Source organism: Vibrio sp. TRT 1302, from assembly GCF_050113875.1.
Classification (GTDB): domain Bacteria; phylum Pseudomonadota; class Gammaproteobacteria; order Enterobacterales; family Vibrionaceae; genus Vibrio.
On record NZ_JBNJOF010000010.1, the window covers coordinates 1 to 19,003 of the forward strand.

16 protein-coding genes are annotated in these 19,003 nt (G+C 44.2%); 4 read left to right on the plus strand and 12 right to left on the minus strand.

What is annotated here, in order from left to right; translation table 11 throughout:
* Positions 1–455: 455 nt before the first annotated feature.
* The 8 genes from ACQEXP_RS12855 to ACQEXP_RS12890 all read right to left on the minus strand — a co-directional run bounded on the left by ACQEXP_RS12855 (position 456) and on the right by ACQEXP_RS12890 (position 7,927).
* On the minus strand, positions 456–1,235 hold the full coding sequence (locus ACQEXP_RS12855; RefSeq protein WP_426970328.1) for a phosphoadenylyl-sulfate reductase: 780 nt from the start codon (positions 1,233–1,235) through the stop codon (positions 456–458).
* Entirely contained in the window at positions 1,228–2,949 is a 1,722-nt protein-coding gene (gene cysI, locus ACQEXP_RS12860) for an assimilatory sulfite reductase (NADPH) hemoprotein subunit (protein ID WP_426970330.1), read from the minus strand. The genes ACQEXP_RS12855 and cysI overlap by 8 nt, the downstream gene beginning before the upstream one ends.
* Positions 2,949–4,799 carry an assimilatory sulfite reductase (NADPH) flavoprotein subunit gene (locus ACQEXP_RS12865; protein ID WP_426970332.1) on the minus strand — a complete coding sequence of 617 codons (1,851 nt, stop codon included), beginning with the start codon at positions 4,797–4,799 and terminating at the stop codon, positions 2,949–2,951. The genes cysI and ACQEXP_RS12865 overlap by 1 nt, the downstream gene beginning before the upstream one ends.
* Positions 4,800–4,925: 126 nt before the next feature.
* Positions 4,926–5,156 carry a hypothetical protein gene (locus ACQEXP_RS12870; protein ID WP_269377133.1) on the minus strand — a complete coding sequence of 77 codons (231 nt, stop codon included), beginning with the start codon at positions 5,154–5,156 and terminating at the stop codon, positions 4,926–4,928.
* 142 nt (positions 5,157–5,298) lie between these two features.
* The gene (locus ACQEXP_RS12875; RefSeq protein WP_426970334.1) at positions 5,299–5,952 is read right to left on the minus strand and encodes a TIGR04219 family outer membrane beta-barrel protein; all 654 of its coding nucleotides are present in this window, start codon (positions 5,950–5,952) and stop codon (positions 5,299–5,301) included.
* Positions 5,953–6,083: 131 nt separating this feature from the next.
* Positions 6,084–6,293 (minus strand): envelope stress response protein PspG, encoded by a 210-nt coding sequence (pspG, locus tag ACQEXP_RS12880; RefSeq protein ID WP_269377131.1) that lies wholly within the window; start codon positions 6,291–6,293, stop codon positions 6,084–6,086.
* 162 nt (positions 6,294–6,455) lie between these two features.
* Complete coding sequence (gene dusA, locus ACQEXP_RS12885; protein ID WP_426970336.1) at positions 6,456–7,457, minus strand: tRNA dihydrouridine(20/20a) synthase DusA; 1,002 nt, start codon at positions 7,455–7,457, stop codon at positions 6,456–6,458.
* Between the two features lie 257 nt (positions 7,458–7,714).
* The gene (locus tag ACQEXP_RS12890) at positions 7,715–7,927 is read right to left on the minus strand and encodes a hypothetical protein (RefSeq protein ID WP_269377128.1); all 213 of its coding nucleotides are present in this window, start codon (positions 7,925–7,927) and stop codon (positions 7,715–7,717) included.
* Between the two features lie 489 nt (positions 7,928–8,416).
* Between ACQEXP_RS12890 and ACQEXP_RS12895 the strand changes: the two genes are divergently transcribed.
* The 4 genes from ACQEXP_RS12895 to ACQEXP_RS12910 all read left to right on the plus strand — a co-directional run bounded on the left by ACQEXP_RS12895 (position 8,417) and on the right by ACQEXP_RS12910 (position 14,189).
* Positions 8,417–9,454 (plus strand): HD domain-containing phosphohydrolase, encoded by a 1,038-nt coding sequence (locus ACQEXP_RS12895; RefSeq protein WP_426970339.1) that lies wholly within the window; start codon positions 8,417–8,419, stop codon positions 9,452–9,454.
* A gap of 20 nt (positions 9,455–9,474) precedes the next feature.
* Positions 9,475–13,068 carry a response regulator gene (locus ACQEXP_RS12900; protein WP_426970341.1) on the plus strand — a complete coding sequence of 1,198 codons (3,594 nt, stop codon included), beginning with the start codon at positions 9,475–9,477 and terminating at the stop codon, positions 13,066–13,068.
* Between the two features lie 178 nt (positions 13,069–13,246).
* The gene (zur, locus tag ACQEXP_RS12905) at positions 13,247–13,711 is read left to right on the plus strand and encodes a zinc uptake transcriptional repressor Zur (protein ID WP_138972797.1); all 465 of its coding nucleotides are present in this window, start codon (positions 13,247–13,249) and stop codon (positions 13,709–13,711) included.
* Between the two features lie 16 nt (positions 13,712–13,727).
* Positions 13,728–14,189 carry a chemotaxis protein CheX gene (locus ACQEXP_RS12910; protein WP_006878545.1) on the plus strand — a complete coding sequence of 154 codons (462 nt, stop codon included), beginning with the start codon at positions 13,728–13,730 and terminating at the stop codon, positions 14,187–14,189.
* Between the two features lie 52 nt (positions 14,190–14,241).
* On the opposite strand, the gene cysC is transcribed toward ACQEXP_RS12910, so the two are convergent.
* The 4 genes from cysC to cysD are packed head-to-tail and all read right to left on the minus strand — an operon-like array spanning position 14,242 to position 19,003.
* Positions 14,242–14,859, minus strand: a complete 618-nt coding sequence (gene cysC / locus ACQEXP_RS12915; RefSeq protein ID WP_426970343.1) for an adenylyl-sulfate kinase — start codon at positions 14,857–14,859, stop codon at positions 14,242–14,244.
* Between the two features lie 12 nt (positions 14,860–14,871).
* Positions 14,872–16,596, minus strand: a complete 1,725-nt coding sequence (locus tag ACQEXP_RS12920) for an SLC13 family permease (protein WP_269377123.1) — start codon at positions 16,594–16,596, stop codon at positions 14,872–14,874.
* 24 nt (positions 16,597–16,620) lie between these two features.
* Positions 16,621–18,048 carry a sulfate adenylyltransferase subunit CysN gene (gene cysN / locus ACQEXP_RS12925; protein WP_269377122.1) on the minus strand — a complete coding sequence of 476 codons (1,428 nt, stop codon included), beginning with the start codon at positions 18,046–18,048 and terminating at the stop codon, positions 16,621–16,623.
* Between the two features lie 22 nt (positions 18,049–18,070).
* Positions 18,071–19,003, minus strand: a complete 933-nt coding sequence (gene cysD, locus ACQEXP_RS12930; RefSeq protein ID WP_269377121.1) for a sulfate adenylyltransferase subunit CysD — start codon at positions 19,001–19,003, stop codon at positions 18,071–18,073.

Sequence of the window (19,003 nt, forward strand, 5' to 3'; positions counted from 1 at the left end):
TGATACCGAAGTATCGAATTGGATTATCATCAACGAGTGCCCACACAGATTGATAGGTCTATATTTTTAAAGAGCTTCTCTTCTGTGTGATTCGTATCACTCGGAAGAGGCGGCCATTCTAGCGATTTAAGTTTTAGTGTCAACCACTTTTTTCAAACTTTTTTTTCAAGCAATTTGCTTGGCTAGTTAACCGTATCGACTTCGCTTGAACCCTTGTGAGCTCTTGCCCTGTCGACGAGGAGGCATTATAGAGATCGCGCTCACATTGGCAAGCGTTATTTTGAAAAAATTGCAAAAATAACGTCTAAATGTCGTTTTTTCGCTCAAAGCTTTATTTATCCAACTTTACCCCAAATAAGCAAACATCATACTCACAGAGTTATCCACAATTGCTATTTTTTAGGCAAAAGAAAAGGCCGCATTGCGACCTTTCTTCTTATATATATGAGAGCAGATTAGATACCGGAACCGTCTTGCTCATTGCCGTCATCTTCATGAAGTCCACATTCACGCTTTAAACCAAAGAAACGAGTTTCTTCTTCACTCATTCCTGGTTCCCATTTTTTCGTGGTATGGGTATCACCAACGGACAGATAACCTTCATCTCTTAGCGGGTGATATGGCAGACCATGTTCTTCTAGGTAGTAATGAACATCTTTATTAGTCCAGTCGATTACGGGTAGGAATTTAAACACACCATTTTGGATCGACAAGATCGGCAAGTTGGTACGTGACTTAGATTGCTCTCGGCGTAGGCCAGAGAACCAAGTTCCAACTTCTAGTTCATCCAACGCGCGACGCATTGGTTCAACTTTGTTTATCTTGTTGTATTTCTCTATTCCCTCGATACCTTGCTCCCACAGATTTCCGTAGCGCGCCTCTTGCCAGTTAGGACTCTCTATTGCTCGATAAACTTTGAGATTTAAAGTCAGCTGTTCGCTTAACTGATCGATAAAGCGATACGTTTCGGGAAATAGATAGCCTGTATCGGTTAAGATGACTGGGATATCAGGAGACTGTTGAGTCACAAGGTGTAGCATCACAGCCGCTTGAACACCAAAACTTGAAGAGACAGCAAACTGACCTTCGAGGTTTTCTAATGCCCAAGCAACTCTTTGCTCAGCGGTTAGCTTCTCTAGCTCACCATTAATTTGTGCAAGACGGAGTATTTGCTCCGTCTTAGTTAATGAGAGCAGTTCTGCTAACTTCGGTTTGGAAGCGACAGAATCAAGCATATAAGTCCCTCTTAGACACTTTAACTTCTTGGATGATGCCTGCGCGTATAGCAAAGTCACCAAAACCTTCACCCTCTTCGCGTTCTTTCGCCCAACGACCAACTAGCAGATCAATTTCTTCTAGTATCTGTTTATCTGTGATGTTCTCTTTATACATCTTCGGAATACGCGTACCTGCTCGGTTACCACCAAGGTGCAGGTTGTAGCGACCTGGCGCTTTACCAACCAATCCGATTTCAGCCAACATTGCGCGTCCACAGCCATTCGGACAACCAGTGACTCGCAATATAATGTTGTCATTTTCTGGTAAGCCGTGTTTTTCTAGGATGCCTTCTACGTCTGTAACAAACTGCGGAAGGAAACGCTCTGCTTCAGCCATCGCTAATGGACATGTCGGGAATGCCACACACGCCATTGAGTTTTTGCGCTGCTCACTCACGCTGTCATCGATCAAACCATGTTCACGGGCGATCTTTTCAATTTTTGCTTTCTGGCTTTTCGCTACACCAGCAACAATCAAGTTTTGGTTTGCTGTCATGCGGAAATCGCCTTTGTGAATTTTGGCAATTTCAGCAACACCTGTTTTAAGCGGTTTGCCTGGGTAATCAAGCAGACGACCATTTTCGATAAATAGAGCTAAGTGGTGTTTACCGTCTATACCTTCAACCCATCCAATACGGTCACCACGATCAGTAAACTCGTATGGGCGACTATCCGAGAACTTCACGCCAGCTCGCTTTTCGACTTCCGCTTTAAAGACATCAATACCGACACGATCGAGTGTGTACTTAGTTTTTGCGTTTTTACGATTTGAGCGGTTACCCCAGTCACGCTGAGTGGTGACGATGGCCGCAGCGACATCTAGCGTCTTTTCTAGAGGGATAAACCCAAAGTCATCTGCGCGGCGAGCATAGGTAGATGTATCGCCGTGCGTCATAGCAAGACCACCGCCAACTAATACGTTGAAGCCAACTAATTTTCCATTTTCACCAATCGCGACGAAGTTAAGGTCGTTAGCATGTACGTCGACATCATTTTGTGGCGGAATAACAACCGTTGTTTTGAACTTACGAGGAAGATACGTCTTACCTAAAATTGGTTCGTCATCTTCTGTTGTTTCTACTTTCTCGCCATCCAACCAGATCTCCGCGTACGCTTTAGTTTTAGGTAGCAAGTGTTCGCTGATCTTCTTCGCCCATTCATAAGCTTCTTGATGTAACTCAGACTCAATTGGGTTGGTCGTACATAGGACGTTACGGTTTACGTCACCAGCCGTCGCTATTGAGTCAATCCCAATGCTGTTTAGGGTTTGGTGCATGAGCTTGATATTTGGCTTTAGTACACCGTGAAACTGAAACGTTTGACGTGTCGTTAGACGAATACTGCCATATAGCGAATGTTCGGTTGCAAACTTATCAATCGCAAGCCACTGTTTTGGTGTAATGATGCCACCTGGCATGCGTGCACGTAGCATTACATTGTGCAGTGGTTCGAGTTTTTGCTTGGCGCGTTCATTTCGAATGTCGCGGTCATCTTGCTGGTACATTCCGTGGAAACGAATCAGCTGAAAGTTATCTGCTGTAAATCCACCAGTAATACGGTCCTGCAAATCTTGCTCGATTGTGCCACGTAAGAAATTACTTTGAGTTTTGAGGCGTTCGTTATCCGAAAGAGGTCCTAGAACTTCGCCCAATACTTCCTGCTTATTGCTCATTAGTACACATCCCTTTGGTAACGTTTTGCTTTACGTAAGTCGTTAATAAATTCTTCTGCATCATCACGAGACATCTTGCCTTGTTGCTCAGCAACAATTACCAACGCTTCGTGCACATCTTTTGCCATTCGAGTGGCGTCACCACAGACATAGATATAGGCACCATCTTGAATCCACTGCCAAACCTGCTCTGCATTTTCTAGGATGCGGTGCTGGACGTAGACCTTCTCCACTTGATCACGGCTAAAGGCAACATCTAGACGATTAAGCAATCCAGATTTGAGGTACTTCTGCCACTCCACTTGGTAAAGGAAGTCTTGAGTAAAGGTGCGGTCACCGAAGAATAACCAGTTCTTGCCTTCAGCATCACGGTTATCACGCTCTTGAATAAAGCTACGGAAAGGGGCAATACCAGTACCTGGACCAATCATGATGACGGGAGTGTTGTCATCTTGAGGCAATTTGAAGTTATTGTTGTTTTCAACAAACACTTTAACCTCGCCACCCTCTTCCAGTCGTTGTGATAAGAAGCTTGAGGCGCCGCCGTAGCGCTTATCGTCACCTTTATCATATTCAACAAGGCCAACGGTTAGATGAACTTCTTGGTCTACTTCTGACTGACTCGAAGCGATTGAGTATAGACGAGGGGTCAAACGACGCAGCAAACCAATCAGTTGATCTGCGGTTAACTTGGTTTTCTTTTCATCAAGAACATCAACGACCTGAGTATTGGTTGCGTATTCACGTAATTGGTCTTTATCTTGAGCCAGTTTTAGTAGTTTTTTACTACCGGACAGCTCTGCGTACTTCGCGACCAGTTGTGGGTTAGATGCCGTGATCTCATATTTAGCCACCAGCGCACTATGAATGGACAGGCTTTCACCGTCCACTTCAACGCTTTCAACCCCAGATAAACCCACTTTTGCTAAGATAGCGTTAGCTAGCTCAGAGCTGTTTTCAAACCATACCCCAAGCGCATCACCCGGTTGATATGTTAAGCCTGAGCCGTCCAAGTCGATTTCGATATGACGAACATCTTTCCCTGAATCACGACCTGTAATTTTTTGGCTAGTCAGCAAAGTGGCAGTATAAGGTTTTTGCTTACTGTACTGAGAGTGTCCGGCAGCTTGAGCAACTGGAAGCTGAACAACATCCGCTTCTTGCCCAGAAGAGAGATCTTCTTTCACTGTCTCCAGCGCTTTAGCACGCCATTCAGACGCTGACGCTTCATAGTCAACATCACAATCAATGCGATCAATGAAAGCCGTCGCGCCTTGCTTCGCAAGGTAAGCGTCAAAATCTTTACCTGTTTGGCAGAAGAACTCATAGCTAGAGTCCCCTAGACCAATCACACCATATTTCAGGTTTGGTAATTTAGGCGCTTTCTTAGACTGCAAAAACTCATGCAATTCTATGGCATTGTCCGGCGCTTCACCTTCACCATTGGTTGAAGCCACAATAATTACATGTGTTTCTTTGGCTAGGTTTTTACCTTTATAGTCACTGGCATCGAATAGCTCTGCTTCAATACCCAAGGCTTTTGCTTCTTGCTCTAGCGCTTCTGCAACACCTTTTGCATTGCCAGTTTGTGAAGCAAAAATAATTGATAGTTTGCCAGCAGGCTTTGCCGCTACAGCAGCAACGGCTTGGTTGATTGGCGCGGCAGCAGACACGGTCTGTGTTTGGGCCAATCCCCAAAAATATCCACTCACCCATGCCAACTGCTGAGAAGACAAGTCTGCAACGGTCTGTTGTAGCGAGTTCAGCTGTTGATCATTCAGAGGAGCTGCGATCGATGGTAGTTCTTGTGGCGTGTTTCCTTGAGAGGACACGTTCTTGTTTAAAGACATGGTCTCGACATCCCTATTCATTGCGTGATGATAGATTAACCACTCTCTTTAATAACAAGAAAGAATAGAAGTGAATGTTTTATAACTTTTTGAATTAAAGAATAGGGAGACAACAATCATCAAATGCTATTTTGCCTCTACGCGAACCTGCTTGAAACCTACCGCCATTGCTGACTTTGACGCTAGATCGAGGTCCATATAATGACACTCTTCACCGTGAGAGTCGGTCAAAAGAACAAAGCCACCACGAGCATGGCGAAATTCCACAATCCAGCTTCCTTCTTGTGCCGAAGGCTCGATAATGGCTTCTACTAGCTGATTCTCACGATATAGATTTCGAAGTTCAGTGATAGTCATGAGATTCCTTTCTCTGGCTAAAATTCCTTATTAAGCATGGCTAATGACAGAAAAAGTGCTAAACGAAATGAACGGATATAATCAATAGATATAAAAAAACGCCGCTTTAGATAGCGACGTTTTAAAAAATAGACTCAGATGTTTAGAAAGAAAACTCTGCGCCAGCAAAGAAGCCATTAGCAAAAATAAACGGGTCGCCCTTAGTATTCGGGAATTCTTCCGACTCCAAATCAATCACTCGGTAACCACCACGGAAAGCCAATGTATTCTCACCAACAGGTAAGCGGTACTGTACACCTGCCATCAAGTCGGTACTCTTAATACCGCCACTGTTACCAAAGTTCATTTCACCGATGACATCGAAATTGGTGTTAGGCACAGTGATTTCTGCATAACCGTACCAAGCCCAAATGGTTTTATCAAACGTTGTGCTAGCGCTATTTTCAGGGTTGAGATATTTAGTATTACCTAGGTCACTGAACGTCATACCCGCATCGAAATGCATTAAATCATGCTCCATAACACGGTAGTACAACGTTAAATCCAGTTTATCAAAAGCCATGTAATCATCATCAACGCTCGTGTAGCGAAGACGTGCATCAGGCACATATTTGATACCGTGTTCAACCGCTACATAAACACTTGGTGTTGCATCACCGTCTCGAGTTACCTCGTTCACTTTAGTGTCTGGTAGCCACGCTTCAGCGCCAAACTTAGTTGTTAGAGAGGACTCAGCGAAAGCTGACGCAGAAACGACTGCCGCGATGGCGAATGCACTGGCGGTTTTAAAACCCATGGGATTAGTTCTCCAAGTATTCACTTCAGACAGCCCCGAATCGAGCTGCACATGGCTAGATAAGTATGATGTTCGTCAAATTCTAACATAGACATACCTCTAGCCAGTAAATATTTCTCAGTAGAGTCCCGTTATCGAGGCTGAACTACATAGTTCTTGAAGAACCAAACGCCAATAGCAATCACAATCAGCCATGGAATGAGTTTGATCACTGCGCCAACCATTCCTAGAAGCACCATGACTACCAGAGAAAAAGCAACTCCGACAAACACGGTAACCATAGTCACTCCAGTGACCAGTAATGTTGCTACAAATACCAAAATAAAGATTAGCTCAAACATATCAATCTCCTTTGTTGTTACTAACCTCTATTTCAGGATGCGTGCCAAAGTTAACTAACAAGCTAACGCATTGAAAATATAGAAATAAAAAAAGAGCGCTATTGAATAGCACTCTTTTCTTCGATACGTAATGGTAATTTTCACCAACCCAGTTGGTAATTCTTACACATTCAACTCTTTGGGAATTTTCGCTAGTGCCGCTTCGACCACTTCAATACCCGATCCTGGCTTATGAGCGTTTTCACTAATATGACGGCGCCATTGACGAGCACCCGGCATGTTTTGGAACAAACCCAACATATGACGAGTAATATGACCTAAATACGCGCCATTCGAAAGCTGCTGTTCAATGTATGGATACATCTCTTCCACAACCTGAGTGCGCTTTTTAATTGGCTTATCTAAACCAAAGATCTGTTGATCGACTTCAGCTAAGATATAGGGATTCTGATATGCTTCGCGCCCTACCATCACACCATCAAGGTGCTGCAAGTGCTCTTTAGTCTCTTCCAGAGTTTTAACACCACCATTCACAGCGATCACTAAATGAGAGAAGTCTTTCTTTAGCTGATATGCGCGTGGGTAGTCCAGTGGTGGGATCTCTCGGTTCTCTTTTGGACTAAGACCAGAAAGCCAAGCTTTACGAGCATGGATAGTAAATTGCTCACAACCGCCTTTCTCTGAGACGATAGAAACAAAGTCAGTCAGGAATTCATACGAATCTTGATCATCAATACCAATGCGGGTCTTCACTGTCACAGGTACATCAACCACATCACGCATAGCTGCAACACAGTCTGCCACCAACTTAGGCTCCCCCATTAGACAAGCACCAAAACGGCCATTCTGTACACGGTCAGATGGACAGCCAACGTTTAAGTTAATCTCATCGTAACCACGCTCTGCTGCCAGTTTAGCGCAAGTAGCCAAGTCCTTAGGATTTGAACCACCTAATTGCAGGGCTACTGGATGCTCTTCCTGGTTATATGCTAGGAAGTCACCTTTACCATGAATAATTGCCCCTGTAGTGACCATCTCTGTATAAAGCAGAGTCTCGTTCGTCAACAAGCGGTGGAAGTAACGGCAGTGTCGATCCGTCCAATCGAGCATGGGTGCAATGGAAAAGCGGTTAGCCGCGTATTTACTAGTATTGTCAGGTTTCATATAAGGTGAGTCTCGCTATACAGTGAGCATCGTGGTCAAAACAGAATCCGCGATTATACACACAGAATAGAAAACATTCAGGAAAAATGAGGGGATACTAAGGAATGACAATAAGCGGTTAAATTATCTATTGATACATCATGTGCTTGTCTATCTATCCCAGTTTAAATTGGATAAGAGCGTGTCACTATGATACAGCAATTAGATCAAGACTGTATCGAAATAAAAAAGGCCAACCCTTCGGTTAGCCAACATTTTTATAGTGTAAGACTGGGATACTCCAAGATCAATTCGTTGTCAGTGAACGTACAAACCGAGAAATAATTAAAATACTGCGCAAGCTCTCTACGGTCTGATTCAGTCATGGCTTCTTCCAATGCCACACTGGTTTTGTGTAACCCGTGTAGCCTATCGTTACTGATTTCAGCATGAATGCTATCGACCAATGTCCTTAAGTTTGATCTATCCATAAGTCTTAACCTAGCCTCTGTTGATGAACCAAAGCTGATATAAATATGTGAAACCACCAGCATATTGTCAATACAATCAATTAAAAAAATAACACTAAAGAGGTAGCGTATTAATTTCTTTGTATCTGTGTCGATTCATAGAGCGGGCTAAGATAAGAAATAGCTTAGGCCGTTATCGGTAGCTTTTAGCCACCAGCAACCCAAAAGCTAAAAAAACAGAAAGACAGCAATTAAACCACTGATTTAAAATAAAATAATGAGAGCACCGATAACCAGCTGTTAGCTCAGGGAGCATTTGGACTGCCAGTGGTCAAAAGCAACGGCAGCTTCGAGTCAATGATAAAACAGACTGATGCCGAAACTTAAAGCCACTTCACTGTTCTGTAAGAGAACTCATCTGATTTGCAAATAAGTCCTGCAACTATCTATAAAACCTAACTATTCTATGGACTACAACAGAATAATTTATGCAGTAAAGGATTTACCGCAATGCTCAACGAGAATAACGACAAACCAATCATTCTAGTGGTCGACGATATTCCAGATAACATTCACACCCTGTCTGGGATTCTATCTGATGACTACCGTATCAAAGCAGCAACAAACGGTGAAAAAGCTATTCAGATTGCTAATTCTAAACCTGCACCACACTTGATCTTACTCGATATCATGATGCCAGAGATGGACGGCTATGAAGTATGTCGTTGCCTTAAGTCCAGCGCTATAACATGCGATATTCCCATCATTTTTGTTACCGCTAAATCTGAAGTGGTCGACGAACAAAAAGGATTCGAGATGGGCGCTGTCGATTACATCACTAAGCCTGTCAGTCCCCCGATAGTTAAAGCTAGAGTAAAAACACATATCGCTTTGTATGATCAAAATTTATCTCTCTCCAATCAGGTTAAAGAGCGTACGGCATTACTCGAAAAGAGTCGCTTAGAGGTCATTCAACGCTTAGGCCGAGCCGCCGAATACAAGGACAACGAAACAGGAATGCATGTAGTACGCATGAGCCACTACTCAAAGATTCTCGCGCAACAACTCGATGTTAGTCCCCGCTGGGTTGAGTTGGTTTTTCAGGCATCGCCAATGCATGATATTGGTAAGATTGGGATTCCTGATGCAGTACTCCGCAAACCAGGAAAACTTGATAAAGACGAATGGGAAGTAATGCAAACCCACGTAAAAATAGGCGCAGATATCATTGCGAACAGTGAATCGCTTCTGCTGCAAATGGCACAAGAGATTGCTCTCTACCACCACGAGAAATGGGACGGAAGTGGCTACCCCCACAAACTAAAAGGCGAAGAAATTCCGCTAAGCGCACGTATCGTTGCTATCGCAGATGTATTTGATGCACTCACCAGTGAGCGTCCTTATAAAGAAGCTTGGCCCGTAGAAAAAGCCGTCGCTCTATTAGAAGAGGAAGCGGGCTCCCATTTTGACCCCACACTGGTTCCTATCTTTGTCCAACAGTTAGATGAAATACTAAAGATCAAAGACTCCTTCAAAGATGAATTTTAATACTTACCATTGAGGCCCGAATGGATTCTGTAAACAAATACGCCCTCGACTCAAAGAGAATTCTCGCAGGCTTTATCATCGCGGCAGCAATGTTGCTCATTGCAGGCATAATGGGATGGCTAACTCTCAACCAACGTTTCGATACGGTTGATCACTACGCCAACAATGCTCAGCTAAGATCTGCTCTAGAAAACATGAAAATCAATGAGCAAAGCTATATCAGGCAACCCGATCAAAGTATTGCCGAACAGTTTGATGATTTAGTCGTTAAAGCAAAGTCCCTCGCTCGAATCTCATTAGGGCACAACTCGACACTTTCACTTGATGAGCCACTCACCCAACATAAAACTGCCTTTGCAAACTATGTTGAGCTCAACCAGTCGGTAACAGAGACTCGCGCTGCCATGTCCAAGCAAGCCGAACAAACTGAAGCGATGGTTCACAAACTTCAAATGGAACACGAGTCATTCATTGAGGCGAGCATTGCTATGCTCGATGATTTACGTGACAAGGTGGATATTGAATCCGATAACTCGATTCAATCACATTGGTTAGTCAGCCTCATTGCAAACTCTCAGACCGAACAAAAAAGCTACGTTCTTAATAACCAACAAGAGAGCTTAAACAAAGCGCAGTTTGAACTAAAAAAAGCCCAACAGTTGATAGATAAGCTAACGGAACAGGCCAGGGACTCAACCAGCCAACAACTGCTTACCTTGGTAAAAAATGCATATAATCGCTATAGCACTTCATTGGTGCAACTACGTAGCTGGCCAAATTTGAGCCCCGCACTCAAAGCGAGCATTAGCCAACAAATCGATAATGCTAATCGCGACTTATTGCGCTCAGCGATAGAGCTAAGAACATATCAAAAAAACAAACTCGACACCGCACAGCAAGCCGTTTCAACCATTCAATTAGCCATCAGTGACAAACTCGCCATCAGTTCAAGTTTATTGCGATTACAAACAGAGATCAGCGAAATACAGCAGACCGATAAAGATTATGCAATGACACTGAATGTGGCTCGACAGGAAATACTAGCTCATAACGTGGAACAAAAGCTGACCTTAGTCGTAAACATGCTTGAGAACCTTTATGAGCAGGTCACCACAGAAGACGAGCAGATTCAGATCGACGCCTTAATGCAGGCCTGTGAACAATACCTAAAGCTCTTTACTCTGTTAGTCGAACAACGTAATCAAGAGCACCTGCAAATAGAGGGGTTAAATACGAGTTACCAACAACTGCTGGCATCGATAGAGCCCATATATCAGCAGCAACTTTCTGTGGTAGAAAACTCAGGGAGCATTACGACCAAAATGGCCTTTGGCGGCACCGTTTTCTTAGTCACGTTACTATTGCTGGGATTGCTTGCCAATAAGTCTCATGCAGCACTAGAGCGTTTTGCCGCCAAGCTCGCTATCGCGAGAGATGAAGCAGACTCAGCCAACCGAGCGAAATCCGACTTCCTAGCCAACATGAGTCATGAAATTCGAACCCCGATGAACGCCATCATTGGTATGAGTTACTTAGCCTTAAAGACAGATTTAACCAAAGCTCAGCGCAACTATATCCATAAGGTTAAGCTCTCAGCGGATTCGCTTCTGGGACTCATTAATGACATCCTTGATTTCTCTAAAATTGAGGCAGGAAAACTCGACATTGAACAAGTCGATTTTCACTTGGAAAATGTCCTCGACAATATCTCGAATCTGGTCGGTCTGCGTGCTTCGGAGCGAGGTTTAGAACTATTGATTGATATTGAACGTGATGTGCCGACAACGCTTGTTGGAGACCCGCTTCGCCTCGGACAAATATTGATTAATCTCGCCAACAATGCTGTTAAGTTCACTGAAAAAGGTGAAATAAAGATCTCTATCCGCGTCTCAGAACGTCACGGTGACAACCTTGTGCTGCAATTTCTTGTCAAAGACAGCGGTATTGGCATGACCCAAGAGCAAACGGCAAAGCTATTCAGCAAGTTTACACAAGCCGATAGCTCAACGACTCGAAAATATGGCGGCACAGGTTTAGGGCTAGCCATAAGCAAAGAGCTCAGCCAGCTAATGGGAGGCGATATCAAAGTAGAGAGCGAAGTAGGCAAAGGATCGTGCTTCTCGTTTTCTATCCAAACCAAGGTCAGCCACGCGCTAAAACATGAGGCCATATCTGTCCCAGTTGAACTTAATAAACTCAAGGTATTGGTTGTTGATGATAACGCCAGCGCTCGAATTATTGTGGATGATATTCTTCAGTCATTACACTTTGATGTTGAGTGCACAAGTAATGTCGATGACGCATACGCAAAACTACTTCATGCGATTAAGACCGCCAGCCCATTTGACCTCTTGATTTCAGATTGGAAGATGCCGGGTAAAGATGGCATTGATTTGGTTGAATTGGTCTCGAAACAAATAGCGTTAGATGACCAGCCAAAACTACTGATGCTCACGGCCTATGCTCGGGAAGAACTCAGTGATGCTTTTGAAGATCGTGGTCTGAAAGTCCCCAGTATTTTGGATAAGCCGATAACGGCTTCACATTTGTTTGACGCCATTGTCACGCTCTACGGTGTCAGCCACTCCCGTCTAAGTCGTAGTGAGGTACAAGAGCAGCACCAGCTTGCCAACGTACAACAACTCGCGGGGGCTCAACTACTGCTAGTTGAAGATAACGAAATCAACCAAGAACTCGCGACGGAACTTCTAGAAGGACAACAAATTCATGTCACCGTTGCGGAAAACGGCCAGATTGCGATTGACCTATACCAGAGTGGGGATTTTGATGGCATCTTAATGGACTGCCAAATGCCAATAATGGATGGATATGAAGCCACCCATTACATCCGCAGCGAGCTAAACGATCACTCAATTCCCATTATCGCTATGACAGCCAACGTAATGGAAAGAGATAAAGTTAAAGCCACCGAAGCTGGTATGAATGACATCATCGCCAAACCGATTGATGTCGGTAGTATGTTCAGTACGTTGGCACAATGGATCACGCCCAAGCATCCACAACAATTTGTCGCCAACTCAACAGAAACTCAAGGGGAAATGCTTGCGATTGAAGGAGTAGATACCACTGCGGGTTTGATTCGCTCAAGCGGTAACATGGATCTCTATAAAAAGCTTCTTCGTCGTTTTGCCGAGACCTACCGAGATACAAATGCGGTCTCTAAAGCACTTTGCGACGCAGATAACACTATCCAAGCGCGAAATATCCATACGCTCAAGGGAGTGGCTGGTAATATAGGCGCAATAGAACTCCACCAGCTCAGTGCTTCTCTTGAACAGCAGCTAGACAATGAAACCCTTCGTCAGAAATTGGTTGATACGTTAAGCTCGCTGGTTTGCAACGTAGAACAAACGCTACACCAACCAGAGCAAAACGCACAAATTGTGGAAGATAAATCGTATGAGCCCACTACCTACACCAAACTCTATGCCGCTATAGAACAAAGTGATACCGAAGCAATTTCTATCATCAATGGACTGCAATCTGGGCAGCAAATTGGTTTGTCGCGAAACCAGCTCTCTGAGCTGACTAAGGCACTGGAAGAATTTGATTTTGAGCGCGGTTTACAGATCTTGGACACAAGCCTGCGATGAGAAGTGAGTAAAATGCTGTAATTTGTATCGTTTTTATTGTAGATAATGTAACTTATGCCATTAAAGTCAGGCTACTACTATTCATCCTTCGAATAAGTAACCTACTGACATAGCGAATTGATATTACCTACAGAGCGACGATAAACCGCAAGAAATGGTATATTATTAAAAATGTCCAATGGTAACGGTGATAAGTTTGGACCAGCAGTTAGTAAAGCAAATAGAAGATATATGTGCAGCCAGAGGCGTAAGGCTTACCGCCCAACGCAAAAGAGTGTTTGAGCTGATTTGCTCAAGTCCAAAGGCGGCAAGTGCTTATGAGCTTTTAGACGAGTTAAAAGTAAGTGAACCCCAGGCCAAACCACCTACTGTATATCGAGCCTTGGACTTTTTGCTCGAACAGGGATTCATCCACCGCGTTGAATCAACCAACAGCTACATTCAATGCTGCTCGTGCAATGCCCATAAGCATCACTCGCATCTTTTGATTTGCGACAGATGCAGTAACGTTATTGAACTACAAGATGATAGTTTGGTAGCCTTGCTAAAGAAGAATGCGGAAGTACATGGTTTTTCCATCAACAATCACGTTATTGAATCACATGGTATTTGTCAGTCATGTGCCTCTGACAAAGCGAAATAAGATATAGAAGAAGATTATGCGCGCTGAATTTGTAAACCCGTTTTTAGCTTCATTGATGAATGTTTTGAAAACGATGGCTTCACTGGAATTGAAGCCACAGAAACCTCGTGTCAAAAAAGATGAAATTGCACGTGGAGATGTTTCAGGTTTAATCGGGATGGTAGGTCCGCAAAGCCGCGGTTCTATGTCGATTACTTTCGATGAAAACCTCGCTCTTGAAATTATGCAGAATATGCTTGGTGAACGCCCTAATGGACTGAACGATGAAGTGACAGACATGGTGGGTGAAATCACTAACATGGTAACGGGTGGTGCGAAACGTATCCTAGCCGAAAGTGGCTTTGATTTTGATATGGCGACACCTGTCGTTGTCTCTGGTAAAGGCCACACCATCCGTCACAAGTGCGAAGGTTCTATCATTATCATGCCGTTCACTTCTCAATGGGGTAACGCATTTATTGAGATCTGTTTTGAATAACCCATTACAGAAAGACAAATAAAAAACGCTTCTCTAGAGAAGCGTTTTTTATTTATGCAATCACCTTACGGGCTTTCAATACTTTTAAGCAGTCATCAACCAGCTCATCAATTGACTTCTCACCTGCCCGAAGATCAATTTCTGGATTGAGTGGTGCTTCATACTCAGAATCGATACCAGTAAAATTAGCAATCTCCCCTGCACGCGCTTTTTTATACAGACCTTTAGGATCCCTTTGCTCACACACTTCCAATGATGTATTGACGAACACTTCTAAAAACTCGCCCTCTGGCAGCATTTCACGTACCAACTGCCTCTCTGCACGATGAGGAGAAATAAAAGCGGACAAGACGATCAAACCAGCATCCGCCATCAGCTTAGCCAATTCACCGATGCGACGGATGTTTTCACGGCGATCTTGCTCAGAAAATCCGAGATCACTACACAAACCATGACGAACATTGTCTCCATCTAACAAGTAAGTGTGATATCCCGATTCAGCCAAACGCGTTTCTAAAGCACCAGCGACGGTCGACTTGCCTGCGCCAGACAAGCCAGTAAACCAAAGCACAACGGGTTGCTGCCCTTTAAGTTTGGCGCGAAATTCTTTGTCAATCGAGTGATGATGCCAAACAACATTTTCGTCTTTAGTCGGTGTTTCCGTAGTCATAATTGAGTCCTTTTAGAACGGAAAGAAGAGTGGAATCAGCGTTAACACCAACACGGAGTAAACAATCGATAAAGGAATTCCCACTCGAACATAATCAGTAATTTTGTAGTTTCCTACGCTATAAACCAAAAGGTTAGTTTGATAACCGTAGGGTGAAATAAAGCTCGCACTTGCACCAAACAACACCGCCATAATAAATGGCATAGGATCGACCCCGTAGCCCAGAGCCATACTGTAACCAATTGGAAATGCTAATGCGGCCGCAGCATTGTTAGTAACAAGCTCAGTTAAAATAAGAGTAAGCAAGTAAGTCGCAACCAAAGCGCCAAAGACTCCCCATCCATTAAATCCTTCAATAAACATCTGACCCAAACTGACCGATAAACCGGATGACAACATCAGTTGTGCGATTGACAGCGCCGAACCAACGATCACAACAATATCGATGGGAAAGCGTCTACGCAATTCGGCAAGCTGGATGACGCCAGAAAAGAGCGCCGCTAAAAGAAAGACGGACAAACCTTTTATCAATGGAAACACGTCAAGCAAAGCTAAGGATATGACACCAGCAAAGCCCAATAACACACAAGTCGATTTATTCGTGTCTAGACGAGCACTTGAATCAAGCGCATTGATCAATACAAACTCTTTGCGATGAGCTTGTCGCTCTTGTTCAAAACGCTTACCAGGAACAAGTACTAAGGTATCCCCTGCATTCAGCGTGATATTTCCCAAGCCACCTTGCAAACGCTCGTGACCACGACGAATCGCTACCACTACTGCATCAAATCGGTCTCGAAAATGGCTCGATTTCAGCGTCTTATTGCAGAAACTGGCTGAAGAGCTGACAACAACTTCAACAAACCCTTGTCCATTAAGATGGTGTTGGCCAAATAGGGTTAAACCTTGAATCTCCTGCAAAGTGGCGACACTTTCGATATCACCACAAAACAACAATCTATCTCGAGCTTGAAGGACAAAGTCTGGTTCGACCGAAGGCATAGTCTGACCATCACGAACCACTTCAGCCAAGAACAACTTACGTAACGCACGTAGGTTGTTTTCACTGATGCTCCGTCCAACTAACGGAGAACCTGGTTCGACGCGTGCTTCTAAGAAATAAGGCAGCTCATCTTGTGCATGATCTTCATAATCAGGCAGAAAGTAGCTCATGGGGATCAAGATCATCAAGCCACCAAGCAGCACAGACAAACCGATCAACGTGGGGGCAAAAAAACCTAAACTCGGCAAACCGGCATCTTCAACAAAGCTATTGATGATCAAGTTTGTTGATGTGCCGATCAAAGTGAGCGTACCACCCAAAATCGCCGCATAAGAGAGAGGGATCAACAGTTTAGATGGAGCATGCTGCTGATTGCGCTTGATGGCGCCAATCAGAGATACCACCACCGCGGTATTATTGGTAAATGAAGAGAGTAACGCGGTTGAAATCCCAAGTTTTGCAACCACAGTGGCTAGACGACCATTAGACAATGAACGACTGACCCAACTCACCAAACGCGTTTTCTCCAATGCTGCTGAAGCCAAAATCAGCAGCACCAAAGTCAGTAGAGAAGAATTAGTAAAATTCGTGGCAACATCACCTAGCTCAATCATTCCGCCAAGAAAAGCAATGAATGCTGCACCTGCGAAGATATAACTCGGTTTAATCCGCGTAGCCAACAGGCAGGTTACTATGCCTAATAATATTGCTAACACAAATCCTTGTTGCCACATATTACTTCCCTACCAGTAAGACGGTTACTTAAGTAACTGACTGATATCTTTTGATTCCCAGTGTGGGAAATGCTTACGGATTAACGCGTTAAGTTCGATCTCAAATGCAGAGAAATCACCTACTTTCGTTTCCACCTGAGTCAAGCTTTCACGTACCAAGCCAGCACCAACTGTCACATTGGTTAAACGGTCAATAATGATAAACCCACCAGTATCTTGGCATGAGGTGTAACTATCGAGTGCCACTGACTCAGTCAGCGTCCATTCACACAAACCGATACCGTTAAGTGGTAACTCGACCGCACTATGGGTTGAAAGGTTATTGATGTCATACTGGTGACGAATGGACTCAACACGACCCACTGTTTTCTTGCCAGCAATCTTGATGTCATACTCACGCCCCGGCTGAAGCGGTTGTTCTGTCATCCAAACCACATCAGCAAGGAGATGGTTGCTCGATTCAATCTGCGCCTTTTCAAGAACAATTAGATCACCACGACTAATATCAATTTCGTCTTCCAAAGTGAGCGTCACTGCCAGTCCAGCTTGTGCCTGCTCTAGGTCGCCATCAAAAGTCACAATACGAGCAACTTTCGATGTTTTTCCTGAAGGTAACGCCTTAACCTCATCACCAACTTTGATAGAGCCTGATGCAATCGTGCCTGCGAAACCACGGAAATCTAGGTTTGGTCGATTCACGTATTGAACTGGAAAACGGAATTCACCAACGGCCTTGTCACGATCAACGTTTACCGTTTCAAGGATCTCAAGCAAAGATGGACCTTCGAACCAACTCAAGTTCTCACTTGCATCTACAACATTGTCACCCTCTAAAGCCGACAGCGGTAAAATCTGAATATCGATTTCACCCTGTAGATTCTTGGAAAACTCCAAATACTCGTCGCGGATCTGTTCAAATCGTTGCTGTGAGTAGTCGACAAGATCCATTTTGTTCACGGCGACAACAAAGTGTTTTAAACCCAATAGATTTGAGATAAACGAATGACGACGAGTTTGATCCAAAACGCCTTTACGAGCGTCAATTAAGATCACCGCCAGATCACACGTTGATGCTCCTGTTGCCATATTGCGTGTGTACTGTTCATGCCCCGGGGTGTCGGCAATGATGAACTTACGTTTTTGAGTAGAGAAGTAACGGTACGCGACATCAATCGTGATCCCCTGCTCTCGCTCTGCCTGTAATCCATCGACCAATAACGCTAAGTCAGGACGCTCGCCTGTTGTGCCCACACGTTGACTGTCGTTATGTACGGCCGCTAACTGATCTTCATAGATCTGCTTTGAGTCATGCAGTAATCGACCGATTAAAGTACTTTTGCCATCATCTACAGATCCACAGGTAAGGAATCTAAGCAGTGATTTGTATTGATGCTGTGTAAGGTAACCTTCGATACCTAGCTCTTCTAATTGAGCTTCTACTACGCTGTTCATGTTTCTTTCCTTAGATCCTAAATTAGAAGTAGCCTTGACGTTTTTTCAGTTCCATCGATCCAGACTGATCGTGGTCGATCGCGCGGCCTTGACGTTCACTCGATGTTGCCACCAACATCTCTTCGATAATGCCAGTTAACGTATTCGCTTCAGACTCAATCGCCCCCGTAAGCGGGTAGCAACCAAGAGTACGGAAACGTACGCTCTTCTCTTCAATCACTTCTCCCGGCTCTAACTTCATACGATCATCATCAACCATGATCAGCATGCCATCACGCTCAACAACAGGACGTTTTTCTGCTAGATACAGCGGAACAATGTCGATGTTCTCCAAGTAGATGTATTGCCAGATATCCAGTTCAGTCCAGTTCGATAGTGGGAAGACACGAATGCTTTCACCTTTGTTGATCTGGCCGTTGTAAGTACGCCATAACTCTGGACGTTGATTCTTTGGATCCCAAGTGTGGTTCTTATCGCGGAACGAATAGACACGCTCTTTAGCACGTGATTTCTCTTCATCTCGACGAGCACCACCAAAAGCCGCATCAAAACCATATTTATTCAGAGCCTGTTTCAGGCCTTGTGTTTTCATGATATCGGTATGCTTAGATGAGCCGTGCGTAAATGGGCTACAGCCCATCGCTAAACCTTCAGGGTTCTTATGCACCAAAAGCTCAAAACCATACTTTTCAGCCGTACGATCGCGAAACTCAATCATCTCTTTGAATTTCCAGTCGGTATCCACATGCAGCAGTGGGAACGGGATCTTTCCTGGGTAGAAAGCTTTGCGAGCGAGATGCAACATCACCGATGAATCTTTACCGATCGAGTACATCATCACTGGGTTATCAAACTCAGCCGCCACTTCACGGATGATATGAATACTCTCCGCTTCGAGTTGCTTGAGGTGGGTTAAACGTTCTTGGTCCATGTTAGTGCTTCCTTTACGGCTCAA